This is a genomic window from Desulfuromonas sp. (assembly GCF_002868845.1).
Taxonomy (GTDB): Bacteria; Desulfobacterota; Desulfuromonadia; order Desulfuromonadales; family BM501; genus BM501.
The window spans coordinates 62,851-79,122 of the sequence record NZ_PKUB01000038.1 but is presented as its reverse complement, the minus strand read 5'-3'; the positions used below and the strand labels follow the sequence as shown (position 1 = coordinate 79,122).

The 16,272-nt window shown below is 61.6% G+C and carries 12 protein-coding genes, 1 tRNA gene and 1 riboswitch; of the genes, 4 read left to right on the top strand and 9 right to left on the bottom strand.

The genetic code is table 11. The features are described 5' to 3' along the window. Window positions 1-18 precede the first annotated feature (18 nt). The 3 genes from C0617_RS11200 to ispE all read right to left on the bottom strand — a co-directional run bounded on the left by C0617_RS11200 (window position 19) and on the right by ispE (window position 2,048). Entirely contained in the window at window positions 19-957 is a 939-nt protein-coding gene (locus C0617_RS11200) for a ribose-phosphate pyrophosphokinase (RefSeq protein WP_291317107.1), read from the bottom strand. A 129-nt stretch (window positions 958-1,086) separates the two neighbouring features. Beyond that, window positions 1,087-1,161 (bottom strand) — tRNA-Gln (locus C0617_RS11195). 35 nt (window positions 1,162-1,196) lie between these two features. Continuing rightward, window positions 1,197-2,048, bottom strand: coding sequence for a 4-(cytidine 5'-diphospho)-2-C-methyl-D-erythritol kinase (gene ispE, locus C0617_RS11190; protein WP_291317106.1), 852 nt, complete (start codon window positions 2,046-2,048; stop codon window positions 1,197-1,199). A 412-nt stretch (window positions 2,049-2,460) separates the two neighbouring features. On the opposite strand from ispE, the gene C0617_RS11185 reads away from it, so the two are divergent. The 3 genes from C0617_RS11185 to C0617_RS11175 all read left to right on the top strand — a co-directional run bounded on the left by C0617_RS11185 (window position 2,461) and on the right by C0617_RS11175 (window position 6,467). Next, window positions 2,461-3,459 carry a TAXI family TRAP transporter solute-binding subunit gene (locus C0617_RS11185; RefSeq protein ID WP_291317105.1) on the top strand — a complete coding sequence of 333 codons (999 nt, stop codon included), beginning with the start codon at window positions 2,461-2,463 and terminating at the stop codon, window positions 3,457-3,459. Between the two features lie 111 nt (window positions 3,460-3,570). Further along, window positions 3,571-6,003 carry a TRAP transporter fused permease subunit gene (locus C0617_RS11180; RefSeq protein ID WP_291317104.1) on the top strand — a complete coding sequence of 811 codons (2,433 nt, stop codon included), beginning with the start codon at window positions 3,571-3,573 and terminating at the stop codon, window positions 6,001-6,003. Window positions 6,004-6,020: 17 nt separating this feature from the next. Further along, window positions 6,021-6,467, top strand: coding sequence for a universal stress protein (locus C0617_RS11175; RefSeq protein ID WP_291317103.1), 447 nt, complete (start codon window positions 6,021-6,023; stop codon window positions 6,465-6,467). A 107-nt stretch (window positions 6,468-6,574) separates the two neighbouring features. On the opposite strand, the gene C0617_RS11170 is transcribed toward C0617_RS11175, so the two are convergent. Further along, window positions 6,575-7,084, bottom strand: a complete 510-nt coding sequence (locus C0617_RS11170; protein ID WP_291317102.1) for a ferritin family protein — start codon at window positions 7,082-7,084, stop codon at window positions 6,575-6,577. 394 nt (window positions 7,085-7,478) lie between these two features. After that, window positions 7,479-7,557, top strand: a riboswitch (cyclic di-GMP riboswitch). A 151-nt stretch (window positions 7,558-7,708) separates the two neighbouring features. On the opposite strand from C0617_RS11170, the gene C0617_RS11165 reads away from it, so the two are divergent. Next, the gene (locus C0617_RS11165) at window positions 7,709-9,865 is read left to right on the top strand and encodes a PAS domain S-box protein (protein ID WP_291317101.1); all 2,157 of its coding nucleotides are present in this window, start codon (window positions 7,709-7,711) and stop codon (window positions 9,863-9,865) included. Window positions 9,866-10,002: 137 nt separating this feature from the next. On the opposite strand, the gene C0617_RS11160 is transcribed toward C0617_RS11165, so the two are convergent. The 5 genes from C0617_RS11160 to pdhA form a co-directional block, all read right to left on the bottom strand. Next, window positions 10,003-10,398: a phage holin family protein gene (locus C0617_RS11160; protein ID WP_291317100.1), complete on the bottom strand. Its 396-nt coding sequence runs from the start codon at window positions 10,396-10,398 to the stop codon at window positions 10,003-10,005. A 33-nt stretch (window positions 10,399-10,431) separates the two neighbouring features. Continuing rightward, window positions 10,432-12,840, bottom strand: a complete 2,409-nt coding sequence (locus C0617_RS11155; RefSeq protein ID WP_291317099.1) for an ATP-binding protein — start codon at window positions 12,838-12,840, stop codon at window positions 10,432-10,434. A 3-nt stretch (window positions 12,841-12,843) separates the two neighbouring features. Beyond that, window positions 12,844-14,109, bottom strand: a complete 1,266-nt coding sequence (locus C0617_RS11150; RefSeq protein ID WP_291317098.1) for a dihydrolipoamide acetyltransferase family protein — start codon at window positions 14,107-14,109, stop codon at window positions 12,844-12,846. A 94-nt stretch (window positions 14,110-14,203) separates the two neighbouring features. Continuing rightward, on the bottom strand, window positions 14,204-15,175 hold the full coding sequence (locus tag C0617_RS11145; RefSeq protein WP_291317097.1) for an alpha-ketoacid dehydrogenase subunit beta: 972 nt from the start codon (window positions 15,173-15,175) through the stop codon (window positions 14,204-14,206). A 13-nt stretch (window positions 15,176-15,188) separates the two neighbouring features. Continuing rightward, window positions 15,189-16,175, bottom strand: a complete 987-nt coding sequence (gene pdhA / locus C0617_RS11140; RefSeq protein ID WP_291317096.1) for a pyruvate dehydrogenase (acetyl-transferring) E1 component subunit alpha — start codon at window positions 16,173-16,175, stop codon at window positions 15,189-15,191. Between the last annotated feature and the right edge of the window lie 97 nt (window positions 16,176-16,272).

Here is a 16,272-nt window from a genome sequence, read left to right as displayed (position 1 = left end):
TGCGGGGCCGGCAGATATCTACACGAACAGGGAGCTGACCGATGCGTTGTCGTGGGTACGACGAAGGGCCTCGGCCAGCAACTCCGCCACCGACAGCACCCTCAACCTTGAACACTTCTGGGGCTTATCGACTGCCGGAATGGTGTTGGTCACCACCACCTCGTGCATGCAGCTTTGCTCGATACGCTCCAGGGCCGGCCCGGAGAGGACGGCATGGGTTGCAAAAGCGTGAATTTCCTTGGCCCCTTGTTCCTTAAGAGCCTGAGCGGCCTGACAGAGAGTGCCCGCGGTATCGATCATGTCGTCGACGATAATGCAGGTTTCCCCGGAGACATCACCGATGATGTGCATGACCTCGGAAACGTTGGGACCGCTGCGCCGCTTGTCGATAATCGCCAATCCGGCGTCGAGACGCTTGGCGAAAGCCCTGGCCCGCTCAGTCCCCCCCGCATCTGGAGAAACCACAACAACCCGGCCTTCGAAACGCTTCTTGATATCGGCCAAAATAACCGGGGCAGCGTAGAGGTTGTCCACCGGAACGTTGAAAAAACCCTGGATCTGACTGGCATGCAGGTCCATGGTCATCACCCGGGTTGCCCCGGCAGTGACAAGGATATCGGCGACCAACTTGCTGGTTATCGGGGTCCGCGGAGCGACCTTGCGATCCTGCCGGGCATAACCAAAGTAGGGAATGACCGCAGTGATGCTGGCCGCCGAGGCCCGCTTGAGCGCATCGATCATGACCAGCAGTTCCATCAGGGTGTTGTTGGAGGGGGCGCAGGTGGACTGGACGATGTAAACGTCCGTCCCCCGCACATTCTCTCCGATCTCCACCATGATCTCGCCGTCGGAGAATGTGCGCACGGTGGCGCTGCCGAGAGGAACTGCCAGGTGACCACAGATCTCCCGGGCCAGCGGGATGTTAGAGTTGCCGGAAAAGATCTTAAGCTTGTCCACGGACTATCCTCACTAAAAGCTTGGAAAAACTGTAGGCCATGGATATCCATGACCTAGGCGAAAAGAGAACACCTCTCGCCGAAGGGGCCCGTCGATCGAGCGGCCCTGCGAACGATAGGTTGTTTTTGATGGCTGGGGCGCCAGGATTCGAACCTGGGTATGCCGGAATCAAAATCCGGTGCCTTACCGCTTGGCGACGCCCCATCAAATTCATTCAACGCCTCGGCAGCTTAGCGTCCCTAAAGGGGCCGGACCCCGAAGGTCCGCCACCCGGGAGTTTGCCCGAGAGCCTCCAGCGCCCCCTGGGCCGCCCCCTCCGAAGCAAAAACCCCGAACACCGTAGGTCCGCTGCCGGACATGAGGGACCCCTCGGCTCCGAGATCGAGCAAACGTCCTTTGATTTCGGCAACCTGCGGGTGGCGTGCGATGGTCACACGCTCAAGGTCATTGTGCAGCAGACGCACAAGCTCCCCTGATGTCCTGAAAAACCTTGGCATTTTAGCCACCCCCCCCGTCGATGTCAACCCCAAATTTCGGTAAACCCAGGCCGTGGAAACGCTGATCCCGGGGTTCACCAGAACGTACCAGACCGGGGGCAGACCGGGCAGCTTTTCCAGAACGTCCCCAACCCCCGTAGCCCAGGCGGCGTCCTGAAAAATAAAGAAAGGCACGTCGGCGCCCAACTCGCCCCCCATCGCCATAAGCTCTTCCCTCGTAAGGCCGGCACCGAGCATTTCGTTGAGCCCCATGAGCACGGCGGCCGCATCGGATGACCCCCCCCCCAGACCTGCGGCAGCGGGGATATTCTTCTCAACGAGGATATCGACCCCCGATGCGCTGCCGACACGTTTGAGCAGGAGGCGGGCAGCGGAGGCTGCGATATTCTCCCCCCCTTCCGGAAGGACCAGCCCCGGACAACTCGCCCGGACCCCGGGATGCTCGCTCAGGGCTAACTCGACCCGGTCATAAAGCGACACCCTCTGCATGACCATCGCCAGGTCATGATAGCCATCGGTACGCCTGCCAAGAACATGCAGGCAAAGGTTGATCTTGGCCGGGGCCAGGAAAGTCCGTCTCCGCTCCTTATCCACCGTCAACTCCGAAAGAAAGGGGTTTGTTCCCTGAAGGGGTGAACTGTGCATGACCGGCCCCATGTTTATTCAATATGACAGGCCGGTGTCAAGGGCAAATGCACCGCGCGAAAGGGGCTCCGAATGGCCGCCCCCGCAGAGATGAAAAAAACAATACCTCGTTATACCCTTTCCCCACCACCTCCAACGGGGGGGCTTTTTTTCGCCACTTGTGGCGACTGGCGGCCAGAAAACTATTCATAAAGTTTTGAATTTATGCCTCTAAAGCCTTGCAAACACTCAAATCAATGTTTGAGTTATTAGATAAAAACGCCTTTTTAGCACTGGCATTCTTTTTGCGAAGAAGGAGCTACATGCCATTAATTGATGTTTTTCCTTTTCAACCACCATTCTCTCAGAGGAGGCAAAGAAGATGAGCAAAGCAAAACGCATTCTGTCCCTGGTCGGATGTTTCGCAATGGCCGCAACCCTGACTCTCTCCGCTGGCACCAGCGAAGCCGCCAAGACCCGCCTCGGCTTCTCCGGAGGCCCCGAGGGGGGCACCTTCCAGTATTTCTCTAACGGCATGGCCGCCCGCCTGTCCAAGGACCTGCCCGGCGTCGAAGTCTCCAACATGGCCTCGGCCGGCTCGGTGGAGAACGTCCGCCGGGTCAACTCCGGTGACGCCGACTTCGGCATCGCCTACTCGGGCGACACCTACCTGGCACGCAACGGCCGCCTCACCAAAGACACCCGCACCTACGAAAACGTTCATGCGGTGGCCTACCTCTACGGCGCCCCCGGCCATCTGATCGTCCTCGACGGCAGCGGCATCGACAAGGTGAGCGACCTGGCCGGCAAGCGCGTGGCCGTAGGCGGTGCCGGCTCCGGCGCCGCGGCGGCTGCCCAGCGTTACTTCGGAGCCCTCGGCCTGTGGGACAAGATGAATGTGGAGTTCATCGGCTACAGCAAAGCGGCCTCGGCCCTGGGCGACCGCCTCATCGACGCAATGTGGGTTTTCGCCGGGTTCCCCAACTCCTCCGTCATCCAGGCGGCGGCGAGCAACAAGATCAAGATCCTCTCCACCTGGGAGGCCGGCGAGAAGGGCGGCGCCTTCGCCCAATACCCCTTCTATGCCACGGTCACCATTCCCGCAGGGACCTACAGCGGGGTCGACTACGACGTCACCACCTTCCAGGACAGCGCCCTCTGGGTCGCCGGCAAGCACGTCAATCCGGATCATGTCTATAACGCGGTGAAGGACATCTTCACCCCCGAGGGCCTCTCCTACATGGTCAAGGTAAAGAGCACCGCCAAGTCCATGTCCGTCGATGGCGCCCTGACCGGCATCGTCACCCCGGTCCACGAAGGTGCCGCCAGGTTCTGGCAGGAGAAGGGGCTGACCCTCACCGCCGACCAAGCGCCCAAGTAACCAAAACATTTTGTCGTCACCAGGAAGCGGGACCCCCGGTCCCGCTTCCCACGTCAAGGCCTTTACGCCCGGCCGACCAGCATCGCGACTTTATCTCCAGGCAGGTAACGCATGTCCGAAGAGCTTAACGAAGAACTGGAAGACCTCTCCCCCGAGGAGCAGGAGAAACTCAAAAAACTGATGGAGAAGGACTCCAAGTCCTATCGGTCGCCCACCGGCTTTTTCAAATGGCTGGTGGCGCTGCTCGGTGGCGGCATGGTCCTTTTCTATTTCTACACCGCGGGGCTTGCCACGGTGGCAACCCAATACCACCGCGGCGTCTATGTCTTCGCCACGTACGTCCTCGTCTTTCTCCTCTACCCGGCAGGCAAGACCCGAATCCGCCTTCCCCTCACCCTGGTCCTCGGGGCGATCCTCTCCACCGTCGCGACCGCCCTCTTCTTCGATGACACGGCGGCCTTCCACGCCCGCCTCCTGGAGGTCGGGGACGCCTGGACAGAGGGTGGGCTCTCCCTGGCCCTGGGTAGCGCCGCCGGGCTTTGGCCCATCGCCGTCGGCACTGTGGCGCTTACCCCCCTGCTGATGTGGGCCGACTCCCGGATGATGGCCCGCGGGGAGAAGAACCCCACCCTTTCGGACATTCTTTACGCCGTCGTTTCGGCGGCCTGCGTCTACTACTGGATGCACGAATTCGAGAACCTCAACTACCGGGCCGGGGCCGAAAACGAGCTCGACGCCATGATCAGCATCGTCGGCATCATCCTCTCCCTGGAGGTCTGCCGCCGGGTCCTCGGCTGGTCGATGACCCTGATCGGCATCTTCATGCTCTGCTACTGCTACTTCGGCCCCCATTTCCCTGACATCATCGCCCACCGCGGCTTCGGCCTCGAACGCCTCTGCACCGCCCTCTACCTGACCACCAACGGGGTCTTCGGTGTCATGGCCAATGTCTTGGCGACCTACGTCATCCTGTTCATTTTCTTCGGCGCTTTCCTGCACAAATCGGGAGCCGGCAAATTCTTCATAGACCTGCCCCTGGCCATCGCCGGCCGCTCCACCGGCGGCCCGGCCAAAGTCGCTGTCATCGCCTCGGCTCTCTTCGGTTCGGTCTCCGGCAGTGCCATCGCCAACACCGTCTCCACCGGTGCCTTCACCATCCCGCTTATGAAACGAGCCGGCTTCAAGCCCCACGTCGCCGGGGCCATCGAACCGAGCGCCTCCATCGGCGGCATGTTCCTGCCGCCGATCATGGGCGCGGGCGGCTTCCTCATGGCAGAGCTGACCAACACCCCCTACGCCTACATCATGATGATCGCCATCTTCCCGGCGCTCTGCTACTTCTTCTCCGTTTTCTGCATGATCCACTTCGAGGCGAAGAAGCAGGGGCTCAAGGGGATCGCCGACGAGAACTTCCCCCACTGGAAACAGGTCCTGAAGAAGGAATGGTATTTTTCCCTCCCCCTGGTGATCATCACGGTCCTCATGATCCTGGGCCGCTCCCCCGGTTTCTCCGCCTTCTGGGCCACGATCACCTGCGTCGTCATCAGCTGGTTTCGCGCCGACACCCGCATGGGCCCGAAAGAGATCTGGGAAGCGATCCTCACCGGCGCAAACAACACCCTGATCATCGGCGCCACCCTCGGGGTCATCGGCATCATCGTCGGCACCATCAGCCTGACCGGCATTGGCCTCAAATTCTCCGACATCATTATCTCCCTGGCCGGAGGAAACCTCCTGCCGGCGATCCTGCTGGTCGCCCTGGCATCCCTGGTCCTTGGCATGGGGGTTCCGGTCACCGCCGCCTACCTGATCACCGCCGTGCTCGCCGTGCCACCGCTGGCCGAGATGGGCGTGCCGATCCTCGCCGCGCACATGATCGTCTACTGGTTCAGCCAGGACTCCAACATCACCCCGCCGGTCTGCGTCGCCGCCTACGCCGGGGCCGCCATCGCCGGGGCCGACCCCTGGAAGACCGGCTGGACGAGCTTCAAGTTCGCCAAGCTCCTCTACGTCATGCCGATCCTTTTCGCCTTAACACCGGCGATCCTCTTCCAGGGCCACACGGCGAACGTCAACGCCGAGTTCCAGAGCGAGATACCCTTTGCCCAGGTCCTCAAGGTGAACGTGCAGGAGGGACAGCCCTTCGCCAAAGGAGATGTCCTCGCCGAACTCATGGTGGATGACAAAATCGTGAAGGTCGAAGCGCCGATGGCCGGCAATGCAGTGACGGTCAAGGCCATCTCCGGCGGACTGATCAACCTGGGCGATGCCATCGTCGAAGGGGAGATCCCGGCGACTCCCGGCAAGGTCTTCTCTTCAATGTTCTCGGCAATCCTTGGGACGATCGCCTTCTCGGCCTTTACCATGGTCTTCTGGATTCGCAAGACGACTCTCATCGAATGGCTGCTGCTGGGGGCCGCCACGATCCTGCTCTACTGGCCGACCTTCATCACCGACGGCGCCGGACTGGTGATCGTCGCCGCCGTCTGGTTCATGCAACACAGCAAGAACAGGAGAGATCTGGCGGCCGCCGCACCGGCCTGACCTGGAAGGAGCGCACCATGAAAGAACTGAGGACCATCCTCTACGCCACTGACTTCTCAGAGAGTTCGGCCGCCGCCTGCGAGACAGCCTGCTACCTCGCCGAACTGGCCGGGGCAAAGGTCCACGTTCTGCATGTCTTGGGGGAACTGGCCGACCAGCGCAAGGCCAGGATTCCGGCCGAGGCCTTCGCCATCTTCGAAAAAGAAGTGGAGGCCCAGGCAATCAAGGAGATGGCCACCTTCTGCCGGGACAAGTTCGCCCCTCCGCTGGAGCACACCACCGAGATTGTCGTCGGCACCCCCTTCGAAGCGATCCTGGACAAGGCGGCGCAGGCCGGGGCTGACCTCATCGTGATGGGCACCCATGGCCGGACCGGGATCGAACACGTGCTCCTCGGCAGCACCGCCGAACGGGTGGTGCGGCGTTCCACCATCGCGGTCCTCACCGTACGCAGCGCTCCCTGATTCAAGGAACCGGCTGACGATCCGGAACCTCCCCCATGCACGCAAAAAGGGCCCTGTGTTGACCACGGGACCCTTTTTGCGTTGCAGGCTTTGATTTTAAGGAGGGTTTATCCTTCATCACGGCCGAAGTTGTAGAATTCGCCCAGGTTGCTGAACTCACCCCATGCAAGGAATTCATTGGGAGCATTGACGAAGTCGTAGACCCTGCGGATGTTGTCCAACTCCCGCCTTTCCTCTTCGGCGATTTTCAGCAACAGCCCTTTGACATCCCCATTGGTCTCTCGCTCTGCGGCCTTCAGGTACAGGCTGTAAATATCCTTCTCCACTTTCATGACGTAGTTGTAGGCTTCGAGGCTATTGTCGATCTGAAGAGCCTCATACTCGTTCAACCCTTCCTGAAAAACGTTCTTCGCGTACTCCAAAGCCCAGGAATCCTCCATGGTGCTGGCTTGGGTGGAGACCCGCATCGCCTGGAATTTTTCAAGCAACTCCTGTTCGTCCTCGGCCATCATGGCGAAAATAGTCCGCACCCCTTCGTGCTCTGACTTTTCTGCAAGCTTTTGGAAAAATTGGCGTCCACTGCGCTCCAGGTCTATGGCGAAATCGAACACGTTCATCGCTGGCTCCTTTCCTTTCCTTACCGCTCCTGCCAAACCTTCAAAACCTCTAACTTCAAACCTCAACAAAACCTCTATTTCTCGGGCAGTTACGGCTCTCAATTTCAGTCTACCCCCCGGATGAGGGACCGTCAAGGCGGCCCGCCTTCAAAGCACACTCCATGGAACCCAAAATGCCGGCCGCTGGCCAGGCTCCACAACGGCTCCAACGACTCACTCGGGTCAAGGAATCCCGCTTCAAGGGACAAAAGCACTGGACCGGTACGTGGCCCCGCCCAGGGGGCTAGCATTTCCCGCAGAGAGCAAGAAAGCACGGCTTGGCGTTTCTCACGATAAACTCTTTGATTGACGCCCTGCGCCGACAAGTGCTACACAAAAGATAAACATTTCCACATTTCGAAAAAAGCGAAACCAGAGCAATCTGGTGACGCAAAGCTACGGGTCCATGATGAATGGACAGCCGAGCTGCCGAAGGTGAGTGAAGGTCCCCGTCGTCGCGACAACCGCCCACCTTTTGCAAAAGGACGGCGCTTTTTTGTTTCGCCGCCGCCCTTGCGCCCCCAAGCAGCTCCATCCGGACGGTTCCGGGTCACCTCCGATGCGGGTCCACGCCCATAGGGAAAAATGAAGAACCCTGTTGCCAGACTTCCCATCCGGAACAAAATCGCCGGGATCATCCTGATGATCGAAGCGGCCCTTCTCGCCCTTCTGCTGGCCAGCACCCACCTGGCCATCGGGAAGGGCATGGAAGAGGACCTGCAAAACAATCTCCGGCAGACAACGGCTCTTCTGGGCGCCGCCCTCGGCTCCAACCTGGTCGAAAATAGACCTGGACACGCACAAGACCTCCTGGACGGACTTCAAGGTGAAGACCTGCCGTACCTTGTCCTACTCGACCAGGCGGGCCGCCGGCTCGCCTCGGTCGGCTGGCCGGAGGGCGAGCCCCTTCCGGAACCGCTCCTTTCGCCATTCCAGCCCGACGCCCTGTCCCTGAATATCGTCCCCGTTCGCAGTACGGTCAGGTCTGAAGGGCGAACTTTGGGTTTTCTGCACTACGGCTATTCCACCGACTCTCTCCACCGGGTCCAAGAGGAGATTCTGCAACGCACGATCCTGATCGGCGGCCTGGGCCTTGTCGTCACCTTCGCTCTCGTCCTCGCCGTGGGAATGCGCCTCTCACGGCGCCTGGACACCATGGCAATGGTCAGCCGGCGAATTGCCGAAGGGGACCAGGAATGCCGGGTCCCCCCCATGGGAGAGGACGAGATCGGCCTGCTCGCATCGAACCTCAATGCCATGGCCCAGGCCCTCCAACACCGCCTCAGGACCTTGGGGGAGAGCGAGGAACGCTTCCGGACCCTTGTGGAACAGGCGGCCGGGGCCTTTTTCGTCCACGACATGACCGGACGCATCGTCGATGTCAACCGCCAGGCCTGCGTGATGCTGGGCTACTCGCGGGAAGAGTTGCTGGAGCTGTGCATCGGGGACATCGAGACCCGGTCCCGGGAAATGGACGTCGAGTCGACCTGGAAGCAGATGAGGCCCGGCGAGCCGTTTCTGGTCGACGGTCTGGCCCGGCGCAAGGACGGCACCGAACTGCCCGTGGAGGTGCGCATCTGCCAGTACCGGCTTCAGGGCGAACTTTTCATCTCCGCCATGGTGCAGGACATCTCCGAGCGCAGAGCCTCCGAAGAGCAGTTGCGTCAGGCCCTCGATGTGACCGAAAAGGCCCTGCTCCAGGTGGAGAACGTCATCAAATCCGACCCCAACGGGCTGGTGGTCACCGACGAGACCGGCCGGGTCACCCTTATGAATCGCAACGCCGAGTCGATTCTCGGCCTCGACGCCGCCCGGGCCCAAGGGCTCCCGGCAGAAGACCTCGCCCAGATGTCCCCGAATCCTGAGCAGGTCCGCTCGTTCCTGACAGGACCCCTGGAGGCGATGCGAAGCGCCGACCTGACCTTTGCCTCCACCGGCTCTCCCCACCCGTGCATCGCCCGGGCCACCCTCACCCCGATGCAGGGCAAAGACGGCAAAAGCAAGGGGAGCATCATCGTCCTGCAGAACGTGACCCGTGAGCGGGAGACAGACCGCATGAAGGACGAGTTCATCTCCACCGCCGCCCACGAACTGCGCACCCCCCTTGCGGCCATCATGGGATATGCCGAGTTGCTGCTCAACGCCCGGGAACAGGGCGGATTCACGCCCGAGCAGGAGAAGGAATTCCTGAGTGTGATATTTGAAAAGTCCGTGTTTCTCGATCGGCTGACCGACCAGTTGCTGGACCTGAGCCGCATCCAGGCGGGCAGGGCGATTCCACTGGAGAGATCTGACTGCGACCTCAGCCAGATCCTGACCAAGGTGGTGAAGAACTTCCCCCTCGACTCCGAAAAACACCGTCTCAACCTCTCGGTCCCCGAAGGAGAGAACCTGCATGGGCATCTGGACGGCCACAAGGTCGAGCAGCTCCTGGAGAACATCCTCGGCAATGCCGTCAAGTACTCCCCGGAGGGGGGGACCGTCGCCATCACCGGATTCGGTGCCGGCAACAGGGTCCGGGTCTCGGTTCGGGACGAGGGGATCGGCATGACGCCAGAGGAGGCGGAGCGGGTCTTCGAGAAGTTCTACCGAAGCGAGAGATCTCAGGAGGCGGCCCCAGGGCTGGGCCTGGGGATGAACATCGTCAAGCACATCATCGACCAGCACGGGGGGGAGATCGAGGTGAAGAGCGCCCTCGGAGAGGGAACCACTGTAACAGTCAGCCTCCCCAAGGGATTCTAGAAAACTGAAGGTCTTTGGAAGAACCTGCTAACGGACGGGACAAATCGGGCCATTCCCTCTCCCATCTGACAAAAACTGTTCCCGATCTGCCCATTTCTCGTGACGATCCCCGAAGTCGGGAAGTCCCCGAACTGCCTTTATCCCCAGCGCCCCCCAGGGCCCCGGCGCAGCTCGATGTACTCGATGCGGCCCCGTTCGTTAACGAAGGAGCTCAGCCCCCAACTGACCAGGCTGACGACCAGCGAGCCGAAGACCGCCGACCAGAAGCCGCGCACCTCGAACCCGCCGATCACCCCGGAGACCATCATCAGCATCAGGGCATTGATGACGAAGGTGAACAGACCGAGGGAAAGGATGTTGATCGGCAGGGTCAGAACCAGCAGGACGGGCCGCAGCAGGGCGTTGAGAACGCCGAGGATGGCAGCGGCGAAGAAGGCGGATGAAAATCCCGCGACCTCGATCCCCTCCAGCAGGTAGGCGGCGGCGATGATCGCCGCGGTCAGTATCAGCCATCGAATGAGAAGTCCAGGCACGTTTATGCTTTCCCCGGGCGCAGAGCGGCCCGGCTATTCCTTGTCCTCGTCCCTGCCGCGCCCGAAGCGGTGCAGTGTTTCGGCCATCTCCCGCAGCCTCCGGTCGACGAGGAAGTTCACCGTCCCCTCGGGCCAGCTGCCCTTCTCCTGCGGTTCTCCTGCGGGGACCCCGGTCAGAACCTCGACCCCCTCGTCCACGGTGGCCACCGCCCAGATGTGAAAGCGGCCCTCCCGCACCGCCTCGACCACCTCGTCCTGAAGCATGAGGTTCCTCTCGTTGGAGGCGGGAATCATCACCCCCTGTTCCCCGGTCAACCCCCGCGCCTTGCACACCGCGAAGAACCCCTCGATCTTCTCGTTCACCCCGCCGATGGCCTGGATCTGGCCCCGCTGGTTGACCGACCCGGTCACGGCCACGCCTTGGCGCAGGGGCAACCCGGAGAGGGAGGAGAGCAGGCCGTAGAGTTCGGTGGACGATGCGCTGTCCCCCTCAACCCCGGAGTAGGACTGTTCAAAGCAGATCGAGGCTGCCAGCGAGAGGGGCTTGTCCTGGGCGAAGCGCTCTCCCAGGAAGCCGGCCAGAATCATCACCCCCTTGTCGTGCACCGGGCCGGAGAGCTTGACCTCCCTCTCGATATTGATGACCCCGCCCTTGCCCAGGTAGGTTCGCACCGTCACCCTTGAGGGTTTGCCAAAACTGTAATCTCCCATCAGGTAGACGGACAGTCCGTTGACCTGCCCAACCACCGCCCCTTCGGTGTCGACCAGAAGAGTGCCGTCCTCGATGAGTTCCTGAAGGCGCTCCTCCAGTTTGTTGGAACGAAAGATCTTGGTCTCGATGGCGAGCTGGACATGTTTGGAGGAAACAGCCTCCCGTCCCTCCCTTTCGGCATAGAAAGCTGCCTCCCGGATCAGGTCGGCGATGTCGAGAAATCGCGAGGAAAGACGGTTCTTGTCCTCGATGAGGCGGGCCGAATACTCCATCACCCTGGAGACCCCCCCCGGGTCGAAATGCCGAAGCCCCTCCTCCTGGCACTTGGCGCCGATAAACAGGGCGTACTGCTGAACATTCTCCCAGGTGTTCTTCATCATCCGGTCAAAATCGGCCTTGACCTTGAAGTACTTGCGGAAGTCGGTGTCCAGCTGGTAGAGCAGGTAGTAGAGCAGGGGCGTTCCGATGAGGACGATTTTGCACTCCAGGGGAATCGGCTGAGGCTTGAGGGAGACGGTCGCGATGAGCCGGAACTGCTCAGCCATGTCCTCGATCTTGATCTCCCCCTTGCGGATGCATCGCTTGAGGGCCTCGTAGGTAAAGAGATTGATCAGCACCTCACGACAGTCGAGAATCAGGTAGCCGCCATTGGCCCGGTGCAGCGCCCCGGGCTTGATCATGGTGAAATCGGTGGTGGCGCCCCCCATCTGGATGATGTGCTCGATGCGACCGAAGAGGTTGAAATATGTAGGGTTGGGTTCGTAGACCACCGGCGCGCCCTCCTGCTCGCTGGTGTCGAGAAAGAGGTTGGTCCGATAGCGGTCGAAGGAGGGACCCTGCCCTCCCATCTTCATCCCCGGAAGACTGATTTGTGGCCCCTGGGAGGGGCGAAACTCGTCAATGCGCTCGAGTATGTCCTTCTTGCATTTTTCGAAGTGGGACAGAACCTTTTCATGCTCCCGGTATTTGCTCTCCAGTTCCTCGAACAAGTGCCCCACTGTGGAGAGGAGAAGGTCCTTTTCCATTTGGGCGGTCGCCGTGCGCATCTCCTTCTCCAGTTCCCGCACCTGGCGCAGCACCTCGTTGAGGTGCCCCTGAAGTTCAGTCCCCTTCTCGTCCAGGGCGGAACGCTCCCCTTCGGCGAGGTCCTCGTATTCCTGCTGGGATATGGGGTGACCGTCCTTGGTGGGAACGAGCACCAGTCCGCTGACGCTGCGCTGGAGGATGAACCCCTCCTGGTTGACCACCACCTCCAGGTCCTGAAAAAGCTTCTTATTCTTCTCCTGGTATTCGCCCGCGATGCGGTTCTTGTGCTGCTCGTATTCCTTGCTCTCGAAGACCTTGGGGATATCCTCGGCCAACTGCCCGACAAGGGCCTCCACGTCCCGATGCAGGGTTTTGCCAAGGCCAGGGGGCAAGGCCAGGTAGGATGGGCGGGTCCCGTCGTTGAAATCATGGACGTAGCACCAGTCGTTGGGCACCGGCTCTCCCTGGGCACGCCCCTGAAGAACCTTCTTGACCGTGGAAGATCTCCCGGTCCCCGGCTCGCCGAGGATGAAGATATTGAACCCGCTGTCCCGGATGCCGAGCCCGAATTCGATTGCGGTCAGGGCACGGTCCTGGCCGATGGTCCCCTCCAGGCCGGGCAGCTCTCCAGTCGTTTCGAACTCGAACTGGGCGGGATCGCAGCGCCAGGAGAGGTTTTCAGGGGCTAGGCGGAATTGCTCCAAGGTCTAGCTCCTTCCCGTTTCGTCCTCGCAGGTGACCAGGGTCACTGGCGCCTCGAGATAACTCTTGAGGGTCGCCAGGAAATCGGCGGCGTCGGCCCCGTCGAGAACCCGGTGATCGGCCGAGAGGGTCAGGCGCAGCAAGGGTGCGATGCCCGGCTCTCCCTTCTCGTCCACCACCACTTCCCCCTTGACCGTTCCGACTGCCAGCACCGCGGCCTGGGGGGGGGTGATGATGGCGCTGAAGGACTCCACCCCCAGCATCCCCATGTTGGTGATGGTGAAGGTGCCACCCTCCAGGTCCCCCGGTCGCAACTTGCCCCGGTGCGCGCGATCGGCCAGATCCTTGGCCCTGGCACTGATCTGTCGCAGACTGAGAGATCCGCAGTCCCGGAGGACCGGGTTGTACAGGCCCCGATCGGTGGCGACGGCCATGGCGATCTCGATCTCCTTCTGCGCCACCGATTCGCCCTCAACCCAATGGCTGTTGACCCAGGGGTGCTCCTGAAGGGAGTGGGTTGCGGCGGCGAGGATGAAATCGTTGATACTGACTCTCAGGTCCTTGCGGAAACGAATAACGTCGGTCATGTCCACGGCCACGGTGACGTAGAAATGGGGAATGTTCTGCCAGCTCTCCACCATCTTGCGCTCGACGATTCGACGGACCTTGACCGACTTCTTGACCGGAGGCTGCCCTTGGGCTTCTCGCTCCCCTTCAGACCCTCCAGCCAGCGATGGCCCGCCGGTAACAGCGGCGCGCTCCACGTCGGCCATGATGATGCGCCCGCCGGGTCCGCTTCCCCGCAGCCTTGCGAGATCGACCTCCCTTTCCAGGGCCAATCGGCGCGCCGCGGGCGAGGCCGCAGGCCGCAGGCTGGAAAGAACATCTTCGGAAGGTCCCTTCACCGCAGTCTCCTCTTCGACAGTCTCCTCTTCGACAGTCTCCTCTTCGACAGTCTCCTCTTCGACAGTCTCCTCTTCGACAGTCTCCTCTTCGACAGTCTCCTCGAGGGGGACCTCGCCAGAGGCCTCCCCCGGGGGGGAGAGAACGGCGATCACCGTCCCCACCGGAACAGTATCCCCCTCCTTGGCCTTGAGGTCGGTCACGGTCCCGTCTTCAAAGGCCTCCATCTCCATCGCCGCCTTGTCGGTCTCGACCTCGGCAATGACCTCCCCCCGGGTCACCCGGTCGCCGACCTTGATGCGCCATTTAAGAATGGTCCCCTCCTCCATGGTGTCGCTCAGCTTGGGCATGGTCATTTCAGTCGTCATCGTCCTGCTCTCTCCTGTCTCTCATTATAATGCGATGGGGCAGCCCCGAAAACCGGAAGGGGCTGCGCGGCATGGTGGCAAATATCCGAAGCGCTCAAAGGATTTCCCTGACCCGGGCCACAACCTGTGCGGCGTCAGGGATGGCGGCCTGTTCCAGGTGCTTTGCATAGGGCATGGGGACATCGGCCCCGCCGACCCGGAGCATCGGTGCGTCCAGGTCGTCGAAAGCCTCCTCGACGACCCGTGCCACGATCTCGCCTCCCCAGCCCCCGGTCAGCCATGACTCCTCCACGGTCACCGCCCGGCGGGTTTTTCGCACCGAATCGAGAACCGTCGCCATGTCGAGTGTGTTGAGGCCCCGCAGGTCCACCACTTCTGCCTCGACCCCCTCCCGGGCCAACCGCTCGGCGGCCTCGAGGCAGACGTAGACCATCCGGGAAAGGGTGACGAGGGTGACATCCGTGCCGCTCCGCTTGACCTCCGCAACCCCCAAGGGGACGGTGTAGTCGCCCTCGGGCACCTCGCCCTTGACGGCGTAGAGCCCCTCGTGCTCGATGAACATCACCGGGTCATCCGAACGGATGGCGCTCTTGAGCAGTCCCTTGGCATCGGCGGGGACCGATGGAACCACCACCCGCAGGCCCGGACAATGCATGAAGAGGGGCTCCAGGGAATGGGAATGCTGCGCGCCGAGCTGGTGCCCCGCCCCGCCCGGGGTGCGAATGGTCAGAGGGACCTTGACCTGCCCGCCGAACATGTAGGGGATGACCGCCGCGTTGTTCATGATCTGGTCCAGGGCCACGACGGCGAAATTGATCGTCATCAACTCGGCCACCGGGCGCAGGCCGGTCATCGCCGCGCCGACCGCGAGGCCAACGAAGCCGGCCTCTGCGATGGGGGTGTCGAGGACCCGCCGCTCGCCGAACTTGGCCAACAACCCTTTGGTGACTTTGAAGGAACCCTCGTAAAGCCCCACGTCCTCGCCCAGGATGAAGACCGACTCGTCCCGCGCCATTTCTTCACGCAACGCCTGGTTCAGGGCCTCGCGACAGGTCATTTCTGGCATGGCTTTCCCCCGTTCAGGATTCGACGTAGACGTCGGTCCACAACTCTGAGAGATCGGGATCAGGGCTCTGCTCCGCGAAGCGGACCGCCTCGGCAATCACCTCCCTCTGCTCGGCATCGATATCCTCGACTTCCCCACGGTTTGCGTGGCCCTCCGAGATCAGCCATGCGGCGAAGTTTGGAATGGGATCGCGCTCCAGCCAGATCTTCTTCTCCTGCTCGCTGCGGTAGGTCCCCGGGTCCGAGATCGAGTGCCCTCGGAAGCGGTAGGTCAGGGCCTCGATGTAACTCGGCCCCTCCCCCTCCCGGGCTCGCTGCACCGCCCGGCGAACCGTTTCGTAGACGGCCAGGACGTCCATCCCGTCCACCTTGACACCGGGGGTCTCGTAGGCGCAGCTTTTTTTATACAGCTGCTCCACGGCACTGGCCCGCAAACCGCTCGTGCCGATGCCGTAGCCGTTGTTCTCGCAGAGGAAAACCACCGGCACCCGGTACAGGGCGGCCATGTTCATGGCTTCGTGAAAGACCCCCTGATTGGTTGCGCCGTCTCCGAACAGGCAGACCACCACCTCGTCGCCCTGCCGATAGAAGATGGAATATCCGATGCCGACCGCTATGGGCAGATGCCCTCCGACAATGCCGTAACCGCCCAGAAACCGCCTCTCGGCATCGCAGAGGTGCATCGACCCGCCCTTGCCCTTGCTCACCCCCGTAGCCTTCCCGAAAAGCTCGGCCATAACCCCGCCGGGGTGGGCTCCCTTGGCAAGGAGCAGGCCGTGTTCCCGGTAGGCGCCGATCATGTAGTCGTCGCTGTGAATGGCATGGGCCACCCCGACGGCGACGGCTTCCTGACCGCTGTAAAGGTGCAGGAACCCCCCCATCTTGCCCTGGCTGTAGAGCTTGGGACAGGCCTCCTCGAACTCCCGGATACGTACCATGTCACGATACATGGCCAGCAGTTCCCGCGGCTCGAGCCGGGCCCTTTCCGTCTTCGCTTTCATCTCTATTTGACCGATCCGTTATGTAGGGCAATCCTTGTGTAAACCCATTAAATACTAACAACTACGCCTCGGATGGCAAGCAGGCCCCGGCCTTCGG

What these genes read in the sequence shown, in the direction of transcription:
- C0617_RS11185 (WP_291317105.1), top strand. Translation starts at nt 2,461, where the DNA reads ATGAGCAAAGCAAAACGCATTCTGTCCCTGGTCGGATGTTTCGCAATG.
- C0617_RS11180 (WP_291317104.1), top strand. Translation starts at nt 3,571, where the DNA reads ATGTCCGAAGAGCTTAACGAAGAACTGGAAGACCTCTCCCCCGAGGAG.
- C0617_RS11175 (WP_291317103.1), top strand. Translation starts at nt 6,021, where the DNA reads ATGAAAGAACTGAGGACCATCCTCTACGCCACTGACTTCTCAGAGAGT.
- C0617_RS11170 (WP_291317102.1), bottom strand. Translation starts at nt 7,084, where the DNA reads ATGAACGTGTTCGATTTCGCCATAGACCTGGAGCGCAGTGGACGCCAA.
- C0617_RS11165 (WP_291317101.1), top strand. Translation starts at nt 7,709, where the DNA reads ATGAAGAACCCTGTTGCCAGACTTCCCATCCGGAACAAAATCGCCGGG.
- C0617_RS11150 (WP_291317098.1), bottom strand. Translation starts at nt 14,109, where the DNA reads ATGACGACTGAAATGACCATGCCCAAGCTGAGCGACACCATGGAGGAG.
- C0617_RS11145 (WP_291317097.1), bottom strand. Translation starts at nt 15,175, where the DNA reads ATGCCAGAAATGACCTGTCGCGAGGCCCTGAACCAGGCGTTGCGTGAA.
- pdhA (WP_291317096.1), bottom strand. Translation starts at nt 16,175, where the DNA reads ATGAAAGCGAAGACGGAAAGGGCCCGGCTCGAGCCGCGGGAACTGCTG.